Annotated in this window: 12 protein-coding genes; 6 read left to right on the top strand and 6 right to left on the bottom strand. The window is 70.2% G+C overall.

Going from position 1 to position 16,134, the window contains the following annotated elements; genetic code table 11:
- Positions 1-79: 79 nt before the first annotated feature.
- Complete coding sequence (locus HDA41_RS20575) at positions 80-544, top strand: SseB family protein (RefSeq protein ID WP_030846788.1); 465 nt, start codon at positions 80-82, stop codon at positions 542-544.
- 56 nt (positions 545-600) lie between these two features.
- On the opposite strand, the gene HDA41_RS20580 is transcribed toward HDA41_RS20575, so the two are convergent.
- On the bottom strand, positions 601-1,344 hold the full coding sequence (locus HDA41_RS20580) for a TetR/AcrR family transcriptional regulator C-terminal domain-containing protein (RefSeq protein WP_184985960.1): 744 nt from the start codon (positions 1,342-1,344) through the stop codon (positions 601-603).
- A gap of 142 nt (positions 1,345-1,486) precedes the next feature.
- Between HDA41_RS20580 and HDA41_RS20585 the strand changes: the two genes are divergently transcribed.
- The 3 genes from HDA41_RS20585 (at position 1,487) to HDA41_RS20595 (ending at position 5,694) form a co-directional block, all read left to right on the top strand.
- On the top strand, positions 1,487-3,022 hold the full coding sequence (locus tag HDA41_RS20585; RefSeq protein WP_184985962.1) for an MFS transporter: 1,536 nt from the start codon (positions 1,487-1,489) through the stop codon (positions 3,020-3,022).
- Between the two features lie 174 nt (positions 3,023-3,196).
- On the top strand, positions 3,197-4,174 hold the full coding sequence (locus tag HDA41_RS20590) for a pirin family protein (RefSeq protein ID WP_184985964.1): 978 nt from the start codon (positions 3,197-3,199) through the stop codon (positions 4,172-4,174).
- Between the two features lie 431 nt (positions 4,175-4,605).
- Entirely contained in the window at positions 4,606-5,694 is a 1,089-nt protein-coding gene (locus HDA41_RS20595) for an AI-2E family transporter (protein WP_184985966.1), read from the top strand.
- A gap of 4 nt (positions 5,695-5,698) precedes the next feature.
- Here HDA41_RS20595 and HDA41_RS20600 read toward each other — a convergent pair whose 3' ends face one another.
- On the bottom strand, positions 5,699-7,837 hold the full coding sequence (locus HDA41_RS20600; RefSeq protein WP_184985968.1) for a SpoIIE family protein phosphatase: 2,139 nt from the start codon (positions 7,835-7,837) through the stop codon (positions 5,699-5,701).
- A 157-nt stretch (positions 7,838-7,994) separates the two neighbouring features.
- On the opposite strand from HDA41_RS20600, the gene aspS reads away from it, so the two are divergent.
- Positions 7,995-9,758, top strand: a complete 1,764-nt coding sequence (gene aspS, locus HDA41_RS20605; protein WP_184985970.1) for an aspartate--tRNA ligase — start codon at positions 7,995-7,997, stop codon at positions 9,756-9,758.
- 212 nt (positions 9,759-9,970) lie between these two features.
- Positions 9,971-11,314: an MFS transporter gene (locus HDA41_RS20610; RefSeq protein WP_184985972.1), complete on the top strand. Its 1,344-nt coding sequence runs from the start codon at positions 9,971-9,973 to the stop codon at positions 11,312-11,314.
- Between the two features lie 42 nt (positions 11,315-11,356).
- Here the strand turns inward: HDA41_RS20610 and HDA41_RS20615 are convergent, their stop codons facing one another.
- From HDA41_RS20615 to HDA41_RS20630, 4 genes are all read right to left on the bottom strand, one after another.
- On the bottom strand, positions 11,357-11,773 hold the full coding sequence (locus tag HDA41_RS20615; RefSeq protein ID WP_184985974.1) for a hypothetical protein: 417 nt from the start codon (positions 11,771-11,773) through the stop codon (positions 11,357-11,359).
- 157 nt (positions 11,774-11,930) lie between these two features.
- Positions 11,931-12,296 (bottom strand): PH domain-containing protein, encoded by a 366-nt coding sequence (locus HDA41_RS20620; RefSeq protein WP_059417055.1) that lies wholly within the window; start codon positions 12,294-12,296, stop codon positions 11,931-11,933.
- Positions 12,297-12,419: 123 nt separating this feature from the next.
- The gene (metG, locus tag HDA41_RS20625; RefSeq protein WP_184985976.1) at positions 12,420-14,036 is read right to left on the bottom strand and encodes a methionine--tRNA ligase; all 1,617 of its coding nucleotides are present in this window, start codon (positions 14,034-14,036) and stop codon (positions 12,420-12,422) included.
- Positions 14,037-14,126: 90 nt separating this feature from the next.
- A complete protein-coding gene (locus HDA41_RS20630; protein WP_184985977.1) occupies positions 14,127-16,043 on the bottom strand; it encodes a VWA domain-containing protein in 1,917 nt (638 codons plus the stop codon).
- Between the last annotated feature and the right edge of the window lie 91 nt (positions 16,044-16,134).

Below are 16,134 nucleotides of genomic sequence, written 5' to 3' on the forward strand. Positions count from 1 at the left end.
GGGCTGTCAAGTCGCTGTCGGTTTGCCGGGCCCGCCGTACCGGCCCGATCGCCCGGCCGCTCTCGGTACTCTTGCGCTCATGTACGGCTACGACCAGACAGCGGGCCCGCAAGGGCAGTACGCCCCTCCGCAGCAGCCGATGTCCGGCGGGTACGGACAGCAGCCGCCGCTGTACCCCGAGCCGTCCCCGCCCTCCCTGACGGACGCGGTGCGCGCGTTCACGACCGGGCAGATGGCCGCCGAGGACTTCCAGCAGGTCTTCGCGACGTCGAAGGTCTACTGCCCGCGCGGTGACAACCCCGGTTTCCTCGCCCTGCACAACACCCAGCAGCCGGTGATCCCGATGTTCAGCACGCTCAAGGAGCTGCGCCGGTACGCGGGCAAGGAGTCCAAGTACTTCGTGATCACCGGCGCCGAGGTCCTGGACCTGCTGCCGACCGGCTACGGCTTCGTGCTGGACATGGAGGGCGAGCACCGCATGGTGTTCGACGCGAAGGCCGTCGAGCAGATGGTCGAGTTCGCGATGCGCCGGATGTATGGCTAGACGCCATTGCTCCGCAGACGGCTAGCCGCCCTTCCCCTCGCGGACGGCGGCCACCCCTACGTCGACTGCGGCAGGCGCAGCGCCAGGCCGTCCAGGACGACGTCCAGGCCGTAGGCGAACTTGTCGTCGCGGAGCCGGGCGGGGTCGGCGGCCTGGGCGGCGGTCGTGGCTTCGGCGGCCGCCAGGTGGTCGTAGCCGGAAGAGACCTGCCGTGCCGTGGGCAGCAGCCGGGCGACGAACTGGGACTCGGTCTCGCCGGAACGGGCGACCGTGGTGAGCCAGGCGGCCTCGGTGGTGGACATGCCGATGACGTACGAGAAGACGGCGTCGATCGCACGGCTCGGCTCGGGGAACCCCGCCGCGGTGAACAGGGCCGCGAGGCGCTCGGAGAAGTTCATGTAGTTGGGGCCGAGGTAGGCGAGCCCCGCCTGGCCCAGGACGAGGGTCAGCCAGGGGTGCCGTAGCGCCGTCGTACGGAAGGACCCCGCGGCCTCCGTCACCGCCGCGCGCCAGTCGGGGCTGTCGGCCGGCGGGACGTGGATCTCGGCGGCGACCTCGTCCACCGCGAGCTCCATCAGCTCGTCCTTCGTGGCGACGTGCCGGTACAGCGAGGTCGCGCCGGCGTTCAGACGGGCGCCGAGCTTGCGCATGCTGAGCGCCTCGACGCCGTCCGCGTCCAGCATCGTGATCGCCTCGCGGACGATCGCCTCGCGGCTGAGCGCGGGCTGGTCGGCGCGGCGCTGCTCGCGGGCCCATACGGACGGGATCGGGTTCGTGTCCGTCGTCTTGCTCCGGCTCATCGGCTCCTCCTGCTGGACCTTCGGCATCCTCGTGCGAACAGCGTGCGCAGTCAGCGTACAGAACTCAAGGGTTGCGCACACTGTTCCATGATGCGTACAGTGTGCGCATCGAAGGAACGGTGTTCGCAGGAGGGGAACTGACATGGACGCTCGCAATCCACGCCGCTGGTGGATCCTGATCGTGCTGTGCCTGAGCACGCTCGTGCTCGTCGTCGACAACATGGCGCTCACGGTCGCGGTGCCCGCGCTGACCGAGGACCTCGGGGCGAGCGCCCAGGACATGCAGTGGATCCTCGACTCCTACATCCTGGTCTTCGCCGGGCTGCTGCTGACCTCGGGAAGCCTGGGGGACCGGTTCGGGCGCCGGAAGGTGATGCTGATCGGCCTGCTGCTGTTCGGGGCGGCCTCACTGGGGGCGGTGTTCTGCGGCAGTCCGGGTGAGCTGATCGCGGTGCGGATCGTGATGGGGGTCGGCGGGGCGCTGATCATGCCGTCGACGCTGTCGATCCTGATCACCGTCTTCGACGAGGACGAGCGGCCCAAGGCGATGGCGGCGTGGGGTTCGGTGTCGATGCTGGGGCTGGTCGGCAGCCCGGTTCTCGGCGGTGTGCTGATCGACCACTTCGCCTGGCAGGCGATCTTCCTGATCAACGTGCCGATCGTCGCCCTGGCGCTGCTGGCCGGTGTGCTGCTGATGCCGGAGTCGAAGGCGCCCTGGCAGAAGCCGGACCCGCTGGGCGCGGTGCTGTCGGCGGTGGGGATGGCGGCTCTGGTGTGGTGGATCATCGAGATTCCGCAGCACGGCGCGTTCGGCGGCCGTTCCCTCCTCGTCCTCGCTGTCGCGGTCGTCGCCCTGGCCGGCTTCGTGGTCTGGGAGAACGTCACCCGCTCGCCGATGGTCCCGCTGGTCCTCTTCAAGCACCGCAACTTCAGCGGGGGTTCGCTCTCCCTGGCGCTCGTCCAGATCGGCAACGCCGGCCTGCTGCTGGTCCTGACCCAGTACCTCCAGTTCGTCCTCGGCTGGTCCGCGGTCAAGGCCGGTCTGGCCTTCCTGCCGCTGGCGGTGGCCGCGCTGGCCGGCAACGCGGCCGGGGCGCAGCTCGCGGTGAAGGTGGGCAACCGGTTCGTCATCCTCGCCGGGATGCTGCTGATGGCCGCCTCCTTCGGGCTGCTCACCACGCTCACCGCGGACAGCGGCTTCACGGTCCCGGCCGTGGCGCTCGGGATCCTGGGGCTGGGAGCCGGTCTGGCGATGCCGGCCGCGGTCGCCGCCCTGATGAGCACCATCCCGGAGGAGAAGGCGGGCGTCGGCTCGGCCCTCAACGACACCATCCAGCAGTCCGGTACCGCCCTCGGCATCGCGATCCTCGGCTCGCTGCTCTCCGGTGGCTACCGGGACGAGATGCCGGCCGGCGCTCCCGAGCAGGCCAGGGAGTCCCTCGGCGGGGCCCTGGCGGTCGCCGGCGGCGACACCGGCCTGGTGCGGGCGGCCCGGGAGGCCTTCACCGCCTCCATGTCGACGACCTTCACGATCAGCGCGATCGGTGTCCTGGCCGCGGCCGTCGTCGCCACACTGGTGATGCGGGACCGCAAGCCGGAGGCCGCGCCCGAGGCCGAGGTCGAGGTCGACGCCGGGCCCGCCCGGGCCGGGAGCGAGGCGCCGGAGCTGGTCGCCTGACGTGGACGTACGGAAAGGCCGGTACCCCGAGCGCGGGGGTGCCGGCCTTTCGCCGTGCCGGTGTCCCGTGGTTCGCTGCGCCGTCGCCCGGGAATGCCCTCCCGGTTTTCTCTGTTCTGGGTGGCAAGAAGTTCAACGCTCAACTAAACTGGGCGTACACGAGGAGGAACCGACATGCCTGCTGTGACCGCCGAGAACCCGTTGACGCTGCCCCGCGTGAGCGCACCGACCGACACCGTGGCCCGTCCCGTGCTCACTGTCACGACCGCGCCGAGCGGTTTCGAGGGCGAGGGCTTCCCGGTGCGCCGGGCGTTCGCCGGGATCAACTACCGCCATCTCGACCCGTTCATCATGATGGACCAGATGGGTGAGGTGGAGTACGCGCCGGGCGAGCCCAAGGGCACTCCCTGGCACCCGCACCGCGGCTTCGAGACCGTCACGTACATCATCGACGGGATCTTCGACCACCAGGACTCCAACGGCGGTGGCGGCACCATCACCAACGGGGACACCCAGTGGATGACCGCGGGCTCCGGACTGCTGCACATCGAGGCCCCACCCGAGCATCTCGTCACGTCCGGCGGGCTCTTCCACGGCCTCCAGCTGTGGGTGAACCTCCCGGCCAAGGACAAGATGATGGCCCCGCGCTACCAGGACATCCGCGGCGGCTCGGTCCAGCTGCTCAGCACCCCCGACGGCGGCGCGCTGCTGCGGGTCATCGCCGGTGAGCTGGACGGGCACCAGGGGCCCGGCATCACGCACACGCCGATCACGATGATCCACGCGACGCTGGCGCCGGGCGCGGAGCTCACCCTGCCGTGGCGCGAGGACTTCAACGGCCTGGCGTACGTCCTGGCCGGGCGCGGCAGCGTCGGCACCGAGCGCCGGCCGGTCCACATGGGCCAGACCGCCGTCTTCGGCGCCGGATCCTCGCTGACCGTCCGCGCGGACGAGAAGCAGGACTCCCACACGCCGGACCTGGAGGTCGTCCTGCTCGGCGGGCAGCCGATCCGTGAGCCCATGGCTCACTACGGCCCGTTCGTGATGAACACCAAGGAAGAACTCATGCAGGCCTTCGAGGACTTCCAGAAGGGCCGGCTGGGGACGGTACCCGCGGTGCACGGGATGACCGCCGGCGGACCGCAGGGCTGACGCCGGAGGGCATCCCCCTGGCCGGGGGGTACGCGGGAGGGGGCGCCGAACGCGCGACGCCCCCCATCGGCCCTTGCGCCGGGCGCCCTGGGCCCGAGGGGTCCGGTCCCGCGGCTGCGAGGGCAGCCGCGGAGGCCGGCGACGGGTCTTCGCGTCCCGGTGGCCCTGCGGCGGCTGCGAGGTCGCTGCCGAGGCCGACGGATGGTGGGCCTCCCCGCCCTGGTCGCCGCCCCGGAGGGGGAGGTGGCCAGGCCGCCGCCGACAACGGTGGCCGGCCTCGTCGTCCCGTCGGCCCCGGCGGGCGCACGCCGCAGAGCTGCGTCGCGGGCGCCGCAACCCGAACCAGCGATCCGGCACCGGCGCTGACGCCCCGTCACCCGGGCGGGCCTTTCCGGCGGGACGGCCCGCCCCGGGCGTGGTCGGGTGGAGGCGTGCAGGACTCCGACCCGACCGCTGACGGCCCCAGGCCGCTCCTCCCGGACCCCCTCCGGCGTCTCGCCGCCTGGTGCGCGCTCCTCCTGCTCGTGTCCGGAGTCGTCTACGTCGGGATCCGGCTGTGCGACGAGTTCCGGACCGCCGTCGTGCCCGTGCTGCTCGCGCTGCTCGGGACGGCCCTGCTCGGGCCCCTGCACCGGCGGCTGGTGAAGGCCGGGGTGCAGCGGTCGGTCGCGGCCGGGCTCACCTGTGTCGCCGTCGTGGCCGTGGTCGGCGGGGCCGTGTACATCGTGGTCGCCGCGCTCCTCGACACGGGCGACGAGATCGTCGCCTCGCTCCGGCAGGCCGCGCGAGGCATCTCCGAGCACTTCGGGGCGGCCGGGACCTCGCTGGAGGACCTGGCCTCCAACGCCCGGGAACTCCTGGGCAAGTTCGGCGGCTCGGCCGCCTCCGGCGTGATCAGCGGCGTCAGCGTCGTCGGTGAGACCATCGCCATGGCCGTGCTCGCGCTGCTGCTCGTCTTCTTCTTCCTGCGCGACTCCGACAAGGCCGCCGGGACGCTGCGGGCCCTGTCCCCGCGTGGCTCGGCCGACACCCTGGAGGCCGTGGCGCGGCGGGCCTTCCACGCCGTCGAGGGCTTCATGCGCGGCACCACCTTCATCGCGCTCATCGACGCGCTGTGCATCACCGTCGGACTGCTCGTCCTCGACGTGCCCGGGGCGGCCGGGCTGGGAGCGCTGGTCTTCGTCGGGGCGTACATCCCCTACCTCGGCGCCTTCATCTCGGGAGCCGTGGCCGTGCTGGTCGCGCTCGCCGACCGGGGTTTCGTCATCGCGCTGTGGGTGCTCGGGGTGGTGCTCGCGGTGCAGGTGCTGGAAGGACACGTGCTCCAGCCGGTGATCCAGAGCCGGACCGTGCAGATGCACCCGGCGGTGGTGATGGTGGCGATCACGGCCGGGGCGTCGGTGGCCGGTGTCCTCGGGATGCTGCTCGCCGTACCGCTCACCGCGGCCGCCTTCGGCGTCCTCCAGGAGCTCCGCACCCGCTACGAGAGCCAGGAGCCGTCGGCGTCCGGGACGTCGTGACCCGCTACGGCTGCCACGACCCGTCGCCCGAGCCGTTCACGGACTCGTAGAGCTCGAACCAGATGCTCTTGCCCTCGCCGCGGGGGTCCACCCCCCAGGCGTGCGCGAGCAGTTCCATCAGCACCAGGCCGCGGCCGGAGGACGCCAGCTCCCCGGGTCTGCGCTTGTGCGGCAGGTCGTCACCGGTGTCGGTGACCTCGATCCGCAGCCGCCGCTCACCTACCCCGCCGGTGATCTCGGCGACGAGCAGCGCGTCGGAGTCGGTGTGCACGAGGACGTTCGTCAGCATCTCGGACAGCAGCAGCACCGCCGAGTCGACCTGGTCGGGGGAGGACCAGTCGTGCAGCAGCTCGCGCAGTTGCTGCCGGGCCACCGCGACCCGCTCGGGCTCGGCCTGCGCGACCGTCAGCATGGTGCGCCGCACGGGAGCCCGCACGATCATGGTGTCGCCGCAGCCGCAGCCCTCGCCCTCCCGGCACAGCAGCAGCAGCGCGATGTCGTCCTCGCGGCGGTCGGCCAGCGGGCCGGTCGTGTGGTGCGAGGACGGCCCGTGCACGGCCTGCACCAGGGTGTCGGCGAGTTCCTCGAGATCGCCCTTGTGGTCCTCCAGGATCGCGCGCAGCCGCCGCCAGCCGGAGTCCAGGTCGTGGCCGCCGGTCTCGATCAGGCCGTCCGTGCAGATCAGCATGGTCTCGCCGGACTCCAGGGCCAGCCGGGTGGTGGGGTAGTCGGCGTCCGGGTCGATGCCCAGCGGCAGGCCCCCCGACGTCGGCCGCGTCAGCACCGTGCCGTCACCCATCCGGATCGCCGGGTCCGGATGCCCGGCCCGGGCGATGTCCAGCACACCGGTCGCCGGGTCGACCTCGACGTACACACAGGTCGCGAAGCGCGGGTCGGCGGGATCCTCGTCGCTGATGCCGTGCAGGAAGCGGGAGGCGCGGGAGAGCACGGCGTCGGGGCGGTGGCCCTCCGAGGCGTACGCGCGCAGGGCGATGCGGAGCTGGCCCATCAGGCCCGCCGCCCGTACGTCATGGCCCTGGACGTCACCGATGACCAGCGCGAACCGTCCGCTGGGCAGCGGGATCACGTCGTACCAGTCACCGCCGACCTGGAGGCCGCCGCCGGTGGGGACGTAGCGGGCGGCGACGCTCATGCCCGGGATGCGCTGCGGGCCGAGCCTCGGCAGCATCGTGCGCTGGAGTCCGTCGGTCAGCGCCCGCTCGCTCTCGGCCACACCCGCCCGGGTCAGGGCCTGCGCCAGCATCCGCGCCACGGTCCCCAGCACGGACCGCTCGTCCGGCGTGAAGGCGACCGGGTAGGTGAAGGCCGCCATCCACGCGCCCATCGTGCGGCCGGCCACGGTCAGCGGCAGGAACGCCCAGGACCGGCGGCCGAAGCGCTGGGCGAGCGGCCAGGTCAGCGGGTAGCGGGCCTTGTACTGCTCGGGGGACGACAGGTACACCGCCCGGCCGGTCCGCACCACCTCGGCGGCCGGGTAGTCCGTGTCCAGCGCCATGTCGGAGAACGGGCTGTCGTCGCCCTGCTGCTGCCCGTGGTGCCCGATGATCGTCAGCCGGTCGCCCTTGACGCCGAACACCGCCAGCCCGTCCGGCGAGAACCCGGGCATCGACAGATTGGCCGTGACCCGCAGGACCTCCTGCGTGGAACGCGCCTCGGCCAGCGCCCGGCCCGCGTCCAGCAGGAACGCCTCCCGCGAGCGCCGCCAGTCGCCGGTGACCGCGCTGCGCCCGGCCGGGGAACCCGGCGTGGGCTCGGTGACCTCCTGGAGGGTGCCGATCAGCCGGTACGCCTTGCGGGCCCGGTCGAAGGACGGCTTGGAGCGGCTGCGGACGACCCGGACGATGCGGCCCTGCTCGTCCATGATCCGGATCCGTACCTCGGCGAGGGTGCCCTCGGCGACGGCGAGCTGGATCACGCCGGTGATCTCGTTCCAGTCGACCGGGTGCAGCCGGGCCCGGGCCTGGGCCTCCGTCAGGCTGACCTGTTCCGCGGGCAGCCCGAGCAACCGTGCCGCCTCGGCGTCGACCGTGACCAGCCCGGTGGCGGTGTCCCAGTGCCACAGGCCGGTCGCGAGGGCTGCGAGAGCCTCCCCCACGGCGGGCAGGGGCTCGCCAGTGCGCATTGACCTACTTTAAGAAGAAGCGATCGAACAGTGCCACCGATGACGGAAGTGTGCTCGATCGTTAACTGAGGAGAGTCGATCCTCGTCTGGCCGGTACGCTGGGGACGAGTTTCACGTGAAACACAGACCCCGATCAGCGAAGACTGGATGAACGACGATGCATCGGTACAGGTCCCACACCTGCGGCGAGCTCCGCTCCTCTGACGTCGGCACCGACGTCCGGCTGAGTGGCTGGCTGCACAATCGGCGCGACCTGGGCGGCATCCTCTTCATCGATCTGCGCGACCACTACGGCATCACGCAGCTCGTGGCCCGTCCCGGCACCCCCGCCTACGAGGCCCTCGACAAGCTGTCCAAGGAATCGACCGTCCGTGTCGACGGCAAGGTCGTCTCCCGCGGCGCCGAGAACATCAACCCCGACCTGCCGACCGGTGAGGTCGAGGTCGAGGTCGGCGAGGTCGAACTGCTCGGCGCGGCCGCCCCGCTGCCGTTCACGATCAACACCGAGGACGGGGTGAACGAGGAGCGGCGCCTGGAGTACCGCTTCCTCGACCTGCGCCGCGAGCGCATGCACCGCAACATCATGCTGCGCACGGCGGTCATCTCGGCCATCCGGCACAAGATGACGGCCCTCGGCTTCAACGAGATGGCGACGCCGATCCTGTCCGCGACCTCCCCCGAGGGCGCCCGCGACTTCGTCGTCCCGTCCCGCCTGCACCCGGGCAAGTTCTACGCCCTCCCCCAGGCCCCGCAGCAGTTCAAGCAGCTGCTGATGATCTCGGGCTTCGACCGCTACTTCCAGATCGCGCCCTGCTTCCGTGACGAGGACGCGCGCGCCGACCGCTCGCCGGGCGAGTTCTACCAGCTCGACATCGAGATGAGCTTCGTCGAGCAGGAAGATGTCTTCCAGCCCGTCGAGAAGCTGATGACCGAGCTGTTCGAGGAGTTCGGCGGCGACCGCCACGTCACCTCGCCGTTCCCGCGGATCCCGTTCCGCGAGGCGATGCTGAAGTACGGCTCCGACAAGCCCGACCTGCGCGCCCAGCTCGAACTCGTCGACATCACCGACATCTTCGAGGGCTCGGAGTTCAAGGCCTTCGCCGGCAAGCACGTCCGCGCCCTGCCGGTGCCGGACGTCTCCGCGCAGCCCCGCAAGTTCTTCGACCAGCTCGGCGACTACGCCGTCTCGCAGGGCGCCAAGGGCCTGGCCTGGGTCCGGGTCGCCGAGGACGGCTCCCTCTCCGGCCCGATCGCGAAGTTCCTCACCGAGGAGAACGTCGCCGAGCTGACCAAGCGCCTGTCGCTGGCGGCCGGCCACGCGGTGTTCTTCGGCGCGGGCGAGTTCGACGAGGTCTCGAAGATCATGGGCGCGGTCCGCGTCGAGGCCGCCAAGCGTGCCGGGCGCTTCGAGGAGGGCGTCTTCCGGTTCTGCTGGATCGTCGACTTCCCGATGTACGAGAAGGACGAGGAGACCGGCGCGATCGACTTCTCGCACAACCCCTTCTCCATGCCGCAGGGCGGCCTGGAGGCTCTGGAGACCCAGGACCCGCTGGACATCCTCGGCTGGCAGTACGACATCGTCTGCAACGGCGTCGAGCTGTCCTCCGGCGCGATCCGGAACCACGAGCCGGAGATCATGCTCAAGGCCTTCGAGATCGCCGGGTACGACCGCGAGACCGTCGAGGAGAAGTTCGCCGGCATGCTGCGCGCCTTCCGCTTCGGCGCCCCGCCGCACGGCGGTATCGCCCCGGGCGTCGACCGCATCGTGATGCTGCTCGCCGACGAGCCGAACATCCGCGAGACCATCGCCTTCCCGCTCAACGGCAACGCCCAGGACCTGATGATGGGCGCGCCGACGGAGCTGGAGGAGGCGCGGCTGAAGGAGCTGCACCTGTCGGTGCGCAAGCCGCAGCCGAAGTAGGCCTTCGGAGAGGTCGTAAGCGACTGTGGATGGCCCGGAACCGGCGTCGGTTCCGGGCCACTTCCATATCCAGGCGCGTCGATGTGCAGCTCGTGTTCACATACATGTACTTCTGCTCAACCCGTTGACCCGGAACCTGAGCCTCCATAAAGTCCCTTCGACAACGCGTACGTGACCGCTGTTCACGTATGTGCACATCGAGGGAGACAACGATGTCAGACGCCGCAACAGCCATCCCCGAGGCCGAGCAGCGTGCGGTCGGCAAATTCCTGCGCCGCATGCTTCCGATCCTGGTCCTGATGCTGCTGGTCAACCAGATGGACCGGACGAACGTGGGCTTCGTCCAGAACGAACTGCGGGCCGATGTCGGGGTGAGCGCCACCGCCTACGGCCTCGGCGCGGGCCTCTTCTTCATCGGGTACGCCCTGTTCGAGGTGCCGAGCAACATGCTCCTGGAGCGGTTGGGGGCCCGCGTCTGGCTGACCCGGATCATGATCACCTGGGGTGCGGTGATCGTGGCGATGTGCTTCATCCACAACGTGTGGATGTTCTACGGCCTGCGCTTCCTGCTCGGTGTCGCGGAGGCCGGCTTCTTCCCCGGTGTGCTCCTCTACTTCACCCAGTGGCTGCCGGACTCCAGCCGAGGCCGCGCCAGTGCGATCTTCCTGGGCGGCTCGGCCACGGCGTACATCGTCACCGGCCCGATCACCGGCGCCCTGCTGGAGCTGCACGGCGCGGGCGGTATCGCGGGCTGGCGGTGGATGTTCGCCCTGGAGGGCGCCTTCTCGATCCTGGTCGGCTTCATCGCCGGGTTCTTCCTCGTCTCCCGGATCAAGGACGCGACATGGCTGACACAGGAGGAGAAGGACGCGCTGAGCGAGGCGGTGGCGCGGGACAAGGAGGCGCGTGACCGGGCGCCGTCGGTGTCGCGGATGAAGCTGATCTTCCACCCGCAGGTCGCCGTCCTGACCGCGGTCTTCTTCGCGATGGCGCTGACCGGCTACGCGATCACGTTCTGGCTGCCGAGTCTGGTGGAGGAGATCGGCGGACTGTCCCCCTTCCAGATCGGCCTGCTGTCGGCGATCCCCTGGATCTGCGCGGTGATCGCGATGTACACGATGAGCCACTTCACCGACCGGGCCCCGGACCGTCGCCCCTACCTCGCGGTCGCCCTGGTCCTGTCCGCGATCGGCACGTTCCTCGCCACGCTCGGGTCCCCCTGGTTCGGCCTCGCCGCCCTCACGCTCGCCGCGGTCGGCGGCAAGTGCGCGGCCACGCTGTTCTGGCCGATGGCCCAGTCGGGCCTCGACCTGAAGATCGCCGCACCGGGTCTGGCCCTGGTCAACTCCATCGGAAACCTGGGCGGGTTCGTGTCGCCGACCCTGTTCGGGTATCTGAAGGACACGACGGGCAGTACGAACGGGGGGCTGTACACCCTGTCGGCGGCGTCGATCCTGGCGGTTTTGGGGGTGGCGTTCGTGCGGCACACGAGCCGGGGGCCCAAGGCGGGCTCCGGCGATCGAACGGCGGTTGGAGGTGTGACGGCTGTGCGCTGAACGCGGACGACTCTGGCCGGGGAGACGGAGCGCGCGAGGTGGTCAGTCTTCGGGCGCTTGTGAGCACTCCGGCCGTGACGTGAACAGGTCCTTGGCGTCCGTGACGGTGAGGGCGAGGTCCAACCAATCGGTGAGGGCCTTGAGGTCGCTGCGGGTGGTCAGAAAGCCATCGATCTCGTCGGAGACGGAGACGCCGCGCTGCTCCAGGACGCGCAGGATCGCGGTGGCACAGCCCTCGGCGTGACCCTTGGCCCAGCCTTTCGCATGCTCGTCGGTCCAGCCGCCCAGCCTGGCGCGGTTCTCGGTCAGCTCATCGAGGGACAGGGAGCCGCGTTGGCTGAGCTCTCTGAGGAAGACGCTGAGACCGTGCGCGGACTTGATCGGGTGTACTCCCAAGCGTGTCTCCAGCACGGCGATCTGGATTGCCTTCACGAGGTCCGCCTCGGTCTCCGGGTCCATGGGTGAAGCCTAGGACGACAAAGAACGGTGTGTTCAGGGCTTGGGAGGCGGTCACCCTCTCGGGGTCCTGATCAGGTTCGTCCTGCCGGAGCGAGGCAGCCTCGCTCCGGCAGGCGCCGTGCCCGGGATACGTTTCGGCATACCGCGCACGGTGCGCTCATCGAGCCACGAACTGGGTCAGGATCGCCTGGACCTCGTAGATGTCGACGCCCTTGGTGAAGGTTTTTTCGATGGGGGTCGGGGTGCCGGAGATCCAGATTTTCAGCTCGGCGTCGAGGTCGAAGGTGCCGGCCGTTTCGACCGCGAAGTGGGTGATGCTGCGGTAGGGGACGGAGTGGTACTCCACCTTCTTGCCGGTGATGCCCTGCTTGTCGATCAGGATCAGGCGGCGGTCGGTGAAGAGGATGGTGTCGCGGATGAGGAGGAACGCGGCGTGGACCTGTTCGCCGTGGCCGAGGAGGCGGGCGTAGTCCTGCTGGGCCGATGCCGGGTCTACGGTGTGTGCGTTGCCGAACAGTGCCATGGGAACCCCCGTGTGTGTGGCGGCGGCCGGGTGGCCGCTCTCACGGGATCTTCGCAAAGCTCGGGGCCCGGGAGAAGGTCTCGTTCTCCCGGGCCCCGTGCTGTAGCGAGCGTGTTACGGCTGTTACGCCGTCGGCTTCTCCTCCAGGCGCGGGAAGAGGACCGCGCCCTTGGTGACCGTCGTGCCGGCGGGGAGCAGGCCCCACTCGCCGGCCTCGCCGATCGTCTGGTCCGCGAGGGCGCCGAGGGAGGCCGTCGCGCCGAGCGAGTCCCAGAGCTTCTGGGAGGTGTCCGGCATGACCGGGTTGAGGAGGACCGCTACCGCGCGGAGGGACTCCGCGGCCGTGTAGAGGATCGTCGCCAGGCGGGCCTTGCCCTCGTCGGAGGTGTCCTTGGCGACCTTCCACGGCTCCTGTTCCGTGATGTAGCCGTTGACCTGCTTGACGAAGTCGAAGATCGCCAGGATGCCGCCCTGGAAGTCCAGGTCCTCGCCGATCCGGCGGTCCGCTTCCGTGACCGCCTTCGTCAGGCCCTCGTGGATCGCCCGCTCCGCCTCGCCGGCCGCCGCGGCCTCCGGCAGCGTGCCGCCGAAGTACTTGCCCACCATCGCCGCGACGCGGGACGCCAGGTTGCCGTAGTCGTTCGCCAGCTCGCTGGTGTAGCGGGCGGAGAAGTCCTCCCAGGAGAAGGAGCCGTCCTGGCCGAAGGCGATCGCGCGCAGGAAGTACCAGCGGTACGCGTCCACGCCGAAGTGCGAGGTCAGGTCCTGCGGCTTGATGCCGGTCAGGTTCGACTTCGACATCTTCTCGCCGCCGACCATCAGCCAGCCGTTGGCGGCGATCTTGCCGGGGAGGGGGAGCCCTTGTGCCATCAGCATCGCGGGCCAGATCACCGCGTGGAAGCGGAGGATGTCCTTGCCGACCAGGTGCACGTCGGCCGGGAAGGTCTCCTCGAACTTGGCCTGGTTCTCGTTGTAGCCGACCGCCGTGGCGTAGTTCAGCAGGGCGTCGACCCACACGTAGATCACGTGCTTGTCGTCCCACGGGATCGGGATGCCCCAGTCGAACGTCGAGCGCGAGATGGAGAGGTCCTGCAGGCCCTGCCGTACGAAGTTCACGACCTCGTTGCGCGCGGACTCGGGCTGGATGAAGCCGGGGTTCGCCTCGTAGTGGGCGAGGAGCTTCTCCCCGTACTCGCTCAGCTTGAAGAAGTAGTTCTCCTCGCTGAGGATCTCGACCGGCTTCTTGTGGATCGGGCAGAGCTTCTGGCCCGCGAAGTCACCCTCGCCGTCGAGGAGCTCGCCGGGGAGCTTGTACTCCTCGCAGCCGACGCAGTACGGGCCCTCGTAGCCGCCCTTGTAGATCTCGCCCTTGTCGTACAGGTCCTGGACGAACTCCTGGACGCGGTCGGTGTGCCGCTTCTGCGTGGTGCGGATGAAGTCGTCGTTCGCGATCTCCAGGTGCTCCCAGAGAGGCTTCCACGCTTCGGTGACGAGTTTGTCGGCCCACGCCTGGGGGGTGACCCCGTTGGCTTCGGCCGTGCGCATGATCTTCTGACCGTGCTCGTCCGTGCCGGTGAGGTACCACACCTTCTCACCGCGCTGGCGGTGCCAGCGGGTGAGCACGTCGCCTGCGACGGTCGTGTAGGCGTGGCCCAGGTGAGGAGCGTCGTTGACGTAGTAGATGGGGGTCGAGACGTAGTACGCCTTCGCCCCCTGCTTCTCGGATCCAGTGGCCGCCATGGTCGAAATCCTACTGGTCCGCTGAAGATCGACTCACACGTGTTTCGGGGGGTGGACAGGGGACTCCGCCCTGTCCACCCCCCCGGGGTTCTACGGCCGCCAGTTCGCCAGTACGCCCTCGTAGAGCTCCTTGTCCGTGAGTTCGCGGGGGGTTTCGCCGGCGAGGAAGTGGGACGTGTTGGGGGTCTTGAGCTTGCGGAGGTAGTCGAAGGCCTTGTTCTCCGGGTCGCCGAAGGCGACGAAGGAGAAGAAGACGGCGGGGTGGGTCTTGGCGGCCTCGGTGAGGGACTGGGTGGCGGGGGTCTTGGCGTCGGGGGCGCCGTCCGTCTGGAAGATCACCAGGGCCGGGGTGCCGGGGATCGCTTCCTTGCCGTGGTGGGCGAGGACCGCTTCGACGGCTGCGTGGTAGCTGGTGCGGCCCATGCGGCCGAGGCCGGCGTGCAGGTCGTCGATCTTGTTCTCGTGGTCGGTGAGGGTGATTTCGCCGGTGCCGTCGAGTTCGGTGGAGAAGAAGAAGACAGGGACGGTGGCCTCGGGGTCGAGGTGGGCCGCGAGGGCGAGGGTTTGTTCGGCGAGGGCCTGGGCGGAGCCGTCCTTGTAGTACGGGCGCATGGAGGCGGAGCGGTCGAGGACGAGGTAGACCTTGGCGCGGGTCCCGGTGAGGTTGTGCTGCTTGAGGGTGGTGGTGGCGGCCTTGTAGGCGGTGGTGAGGGTGGCGGCGTGGGTTTTGATGCGGGCGAGGGGGACGGCGGGGGTGGTGGCGTCCGGTGTCGCGGCCTCGCCTTCGGCTTCGGCCGTGTCGTTCCCACCCGCACCATCCGTGCTGCTTTCGCCGTCGGGTGCGGGTGGCCCCTGTGGGGCGGACTCGCCGTCGGCGGCTGAGGGAGCGTCCACCGGCTTGGCCTTCGGCTCGGCCTCGGCCTTCGGCTCGGCCTCGGCCTTCGGCTCGGCCTCGGCCTTCGGCTCGGCCTCGGCCTTCGGCTCGGCCTCGGCCTTCGGCTCGGCCTCGGTCGTCGGCTCCGCCTCGACTGTTGCGTCGGTCGTCGGCTCCGCCTCGACTGTTGCGTCCGCCTCGGTCGTCGGCTTGGCGTCGGAGGTCGCCTCGGGCTCGGCCTCGGGCGCGAGCTTCGCCTTGGGGGCTGCCGTCGGTTCGGCTTCTGCCGTCGGCTCGGCATCGGGCTGCGGGACTGCGGGCGTCTCGGGCTCGGCCTGGGCCTTGTCCTCGGGCTTCTCCGGTGCTGCGGGCTCAGGGGCCGACGAGGACTCGAGTTCCTCGGGCGTCGGGGCCTCGGCGACGGTCGGCTTCTCCGTCTCGGTCGCCTTCTCCGCCGTGGCCTCTTCCGGCGCCGTCGGCTCCTCGGTGACCGGCTTCTCCGCCGTGGCCTCCTCCGTCGGCTTTTCGGCGTCCGCCGGCTCCTCCACCGCCGACGTGGCCTCCGCTTCTGCCCCAGCCTCAGCCTCCGGCGCCACCGTCGCAGGCTTCTCCGCGACCGTCGGCTCCTCTACAACCTGCGGCTTCTCCGCCGCCGACTCCTCGACAACCGTCGGCTCCTCCCGGACAACCGGCTCCTCGACGGCCGTCGGCTGCTCCGTCACCGTCGGCTCCTCGACGGCCGCCGACTGCTCCTCAGCCCTGGGCTGCTCCTCGGCCCCCGGCCGATCCGCACCCCCCGGCCGATCCGCGACCCCCGGCTCCTCCGTACTTCCCGGCTCCCCCTCCGCAGGCCGCGCAGGCCTCGGCACCGTCACATTGTCGAAGATCATTGACACGAGGTCGTGTTCGTCGCGGGGTTCCGGGACGTGGGGTGCCGGATCGGGGGTCGGTTCCGGGGAGGGGGACGGGACCTTCGGGTCCGCCGCGGCGGGCGTGGGGGTCCCGGACGCCGGTGATTCCTGGGGAGGCGTGTCTACCGGGGTCGTCGTGGACTGCGCCGCACCCTCCGCCTCGGCGGTCCGTGACTTGCGTGACCGTCCGAACGCGTTCCGCAAGAGAGTGAGAATGCCCATGTGCGCGCAACCCTTCACGTGAGTTGAAGCCCGTCAATCCCTGGCCAGGACGGACACGTAAGGTTAGCGGCCCTCCTGGGTGATCTTGGGC

Source organism: Streptomyces caelestis (assembly GCF_014205255.1).
Taxonomy (GTDB): domain Bacteria; phylum Actinomycetota; class Actinomycetes; order Streptomycetales; family Streptomycetaceae; genus Streptomyces; species Streptomyces caelestis.

Bases quoted from the DNA above. Each gene is read 5' to 3' on its own strand.
- HDA41_RS20575 (WP_030846788.1), top strand. From the start codon at position 80: ATGTACGGCTACGACCAGACAGCGGGCCCGCAAGGGCAGTACGCCCCT.
- HDA41_RS20580 (WP_184985960.1), bottom strand. From the start codon at position 1,344: ATGAGCCGGAGCAAGACGACGGACACGAACCCGATCCCGTCCGTATGG.
- HDA41_RS20585 (WP_184985962.1), top strand. From the start codon at position 1,487: ATGGACGCTCGCAATCCACGCCGCTGGTGGATCCTGATCGTGCTGTGC.
- HDA41_RS20590 (WP_184985964.1), top strand. From the start codon at position 3,197: ATGCCTGCTGTGACCGCCGAGAACCCGTTGACGCTGCCCCGCGTGAGC.
- HDA41_RS20600 (WP_184985968.1), bottom strand. From the start codon at position 7,837: ATGCGCACTGGCGAGCCCCTGCCCGCCGTGGGGGAGGCTCTCGCAGCC.
- aspS (WP_184985970.1), top strand. From the start codon at position 7,995: ATGCATCGGTACAGGTCCCACACCTGCGGCGAGCTCCGCTCCTCTGAC.
- HDA41_RS20610 (WP_184985972.1), top strand. From the start codon at position 9,971: ATGTCAGACGCCGCAACAGCCATCCCCGAGGCCGAGCAGCGTGCGGTC.
- HDA41_RS20615 (WP_184985974.1), bottom strand. From the start codon at position 11,773: ATGGACCCGGAGACCGAGGCGGACCTCGTGAAGGCAATCCAGATCGCC.
- HDA41_RS20620 (WP_059417055.1), bottom strand. From the start codon at position 12,296: ATGGCACTGTTCGGCAACGCACACACCGTAGACCCGGCATCGGCCCAG.
- metG (WP_184985976.1), bottom strand. From the start codon at position 14,036: ATGGCGGCCACTGGATCCGAGAAGCAGGGGGCGAAGGCGTACTACGTC.
- HDA41_RS20630 (WP_184985977.1), bottom strand. From the start codon at position 16,043: ATGGGCATTCTCACTCTCTTGCGGAACGCGTTCGGACGGTCACGCAAG.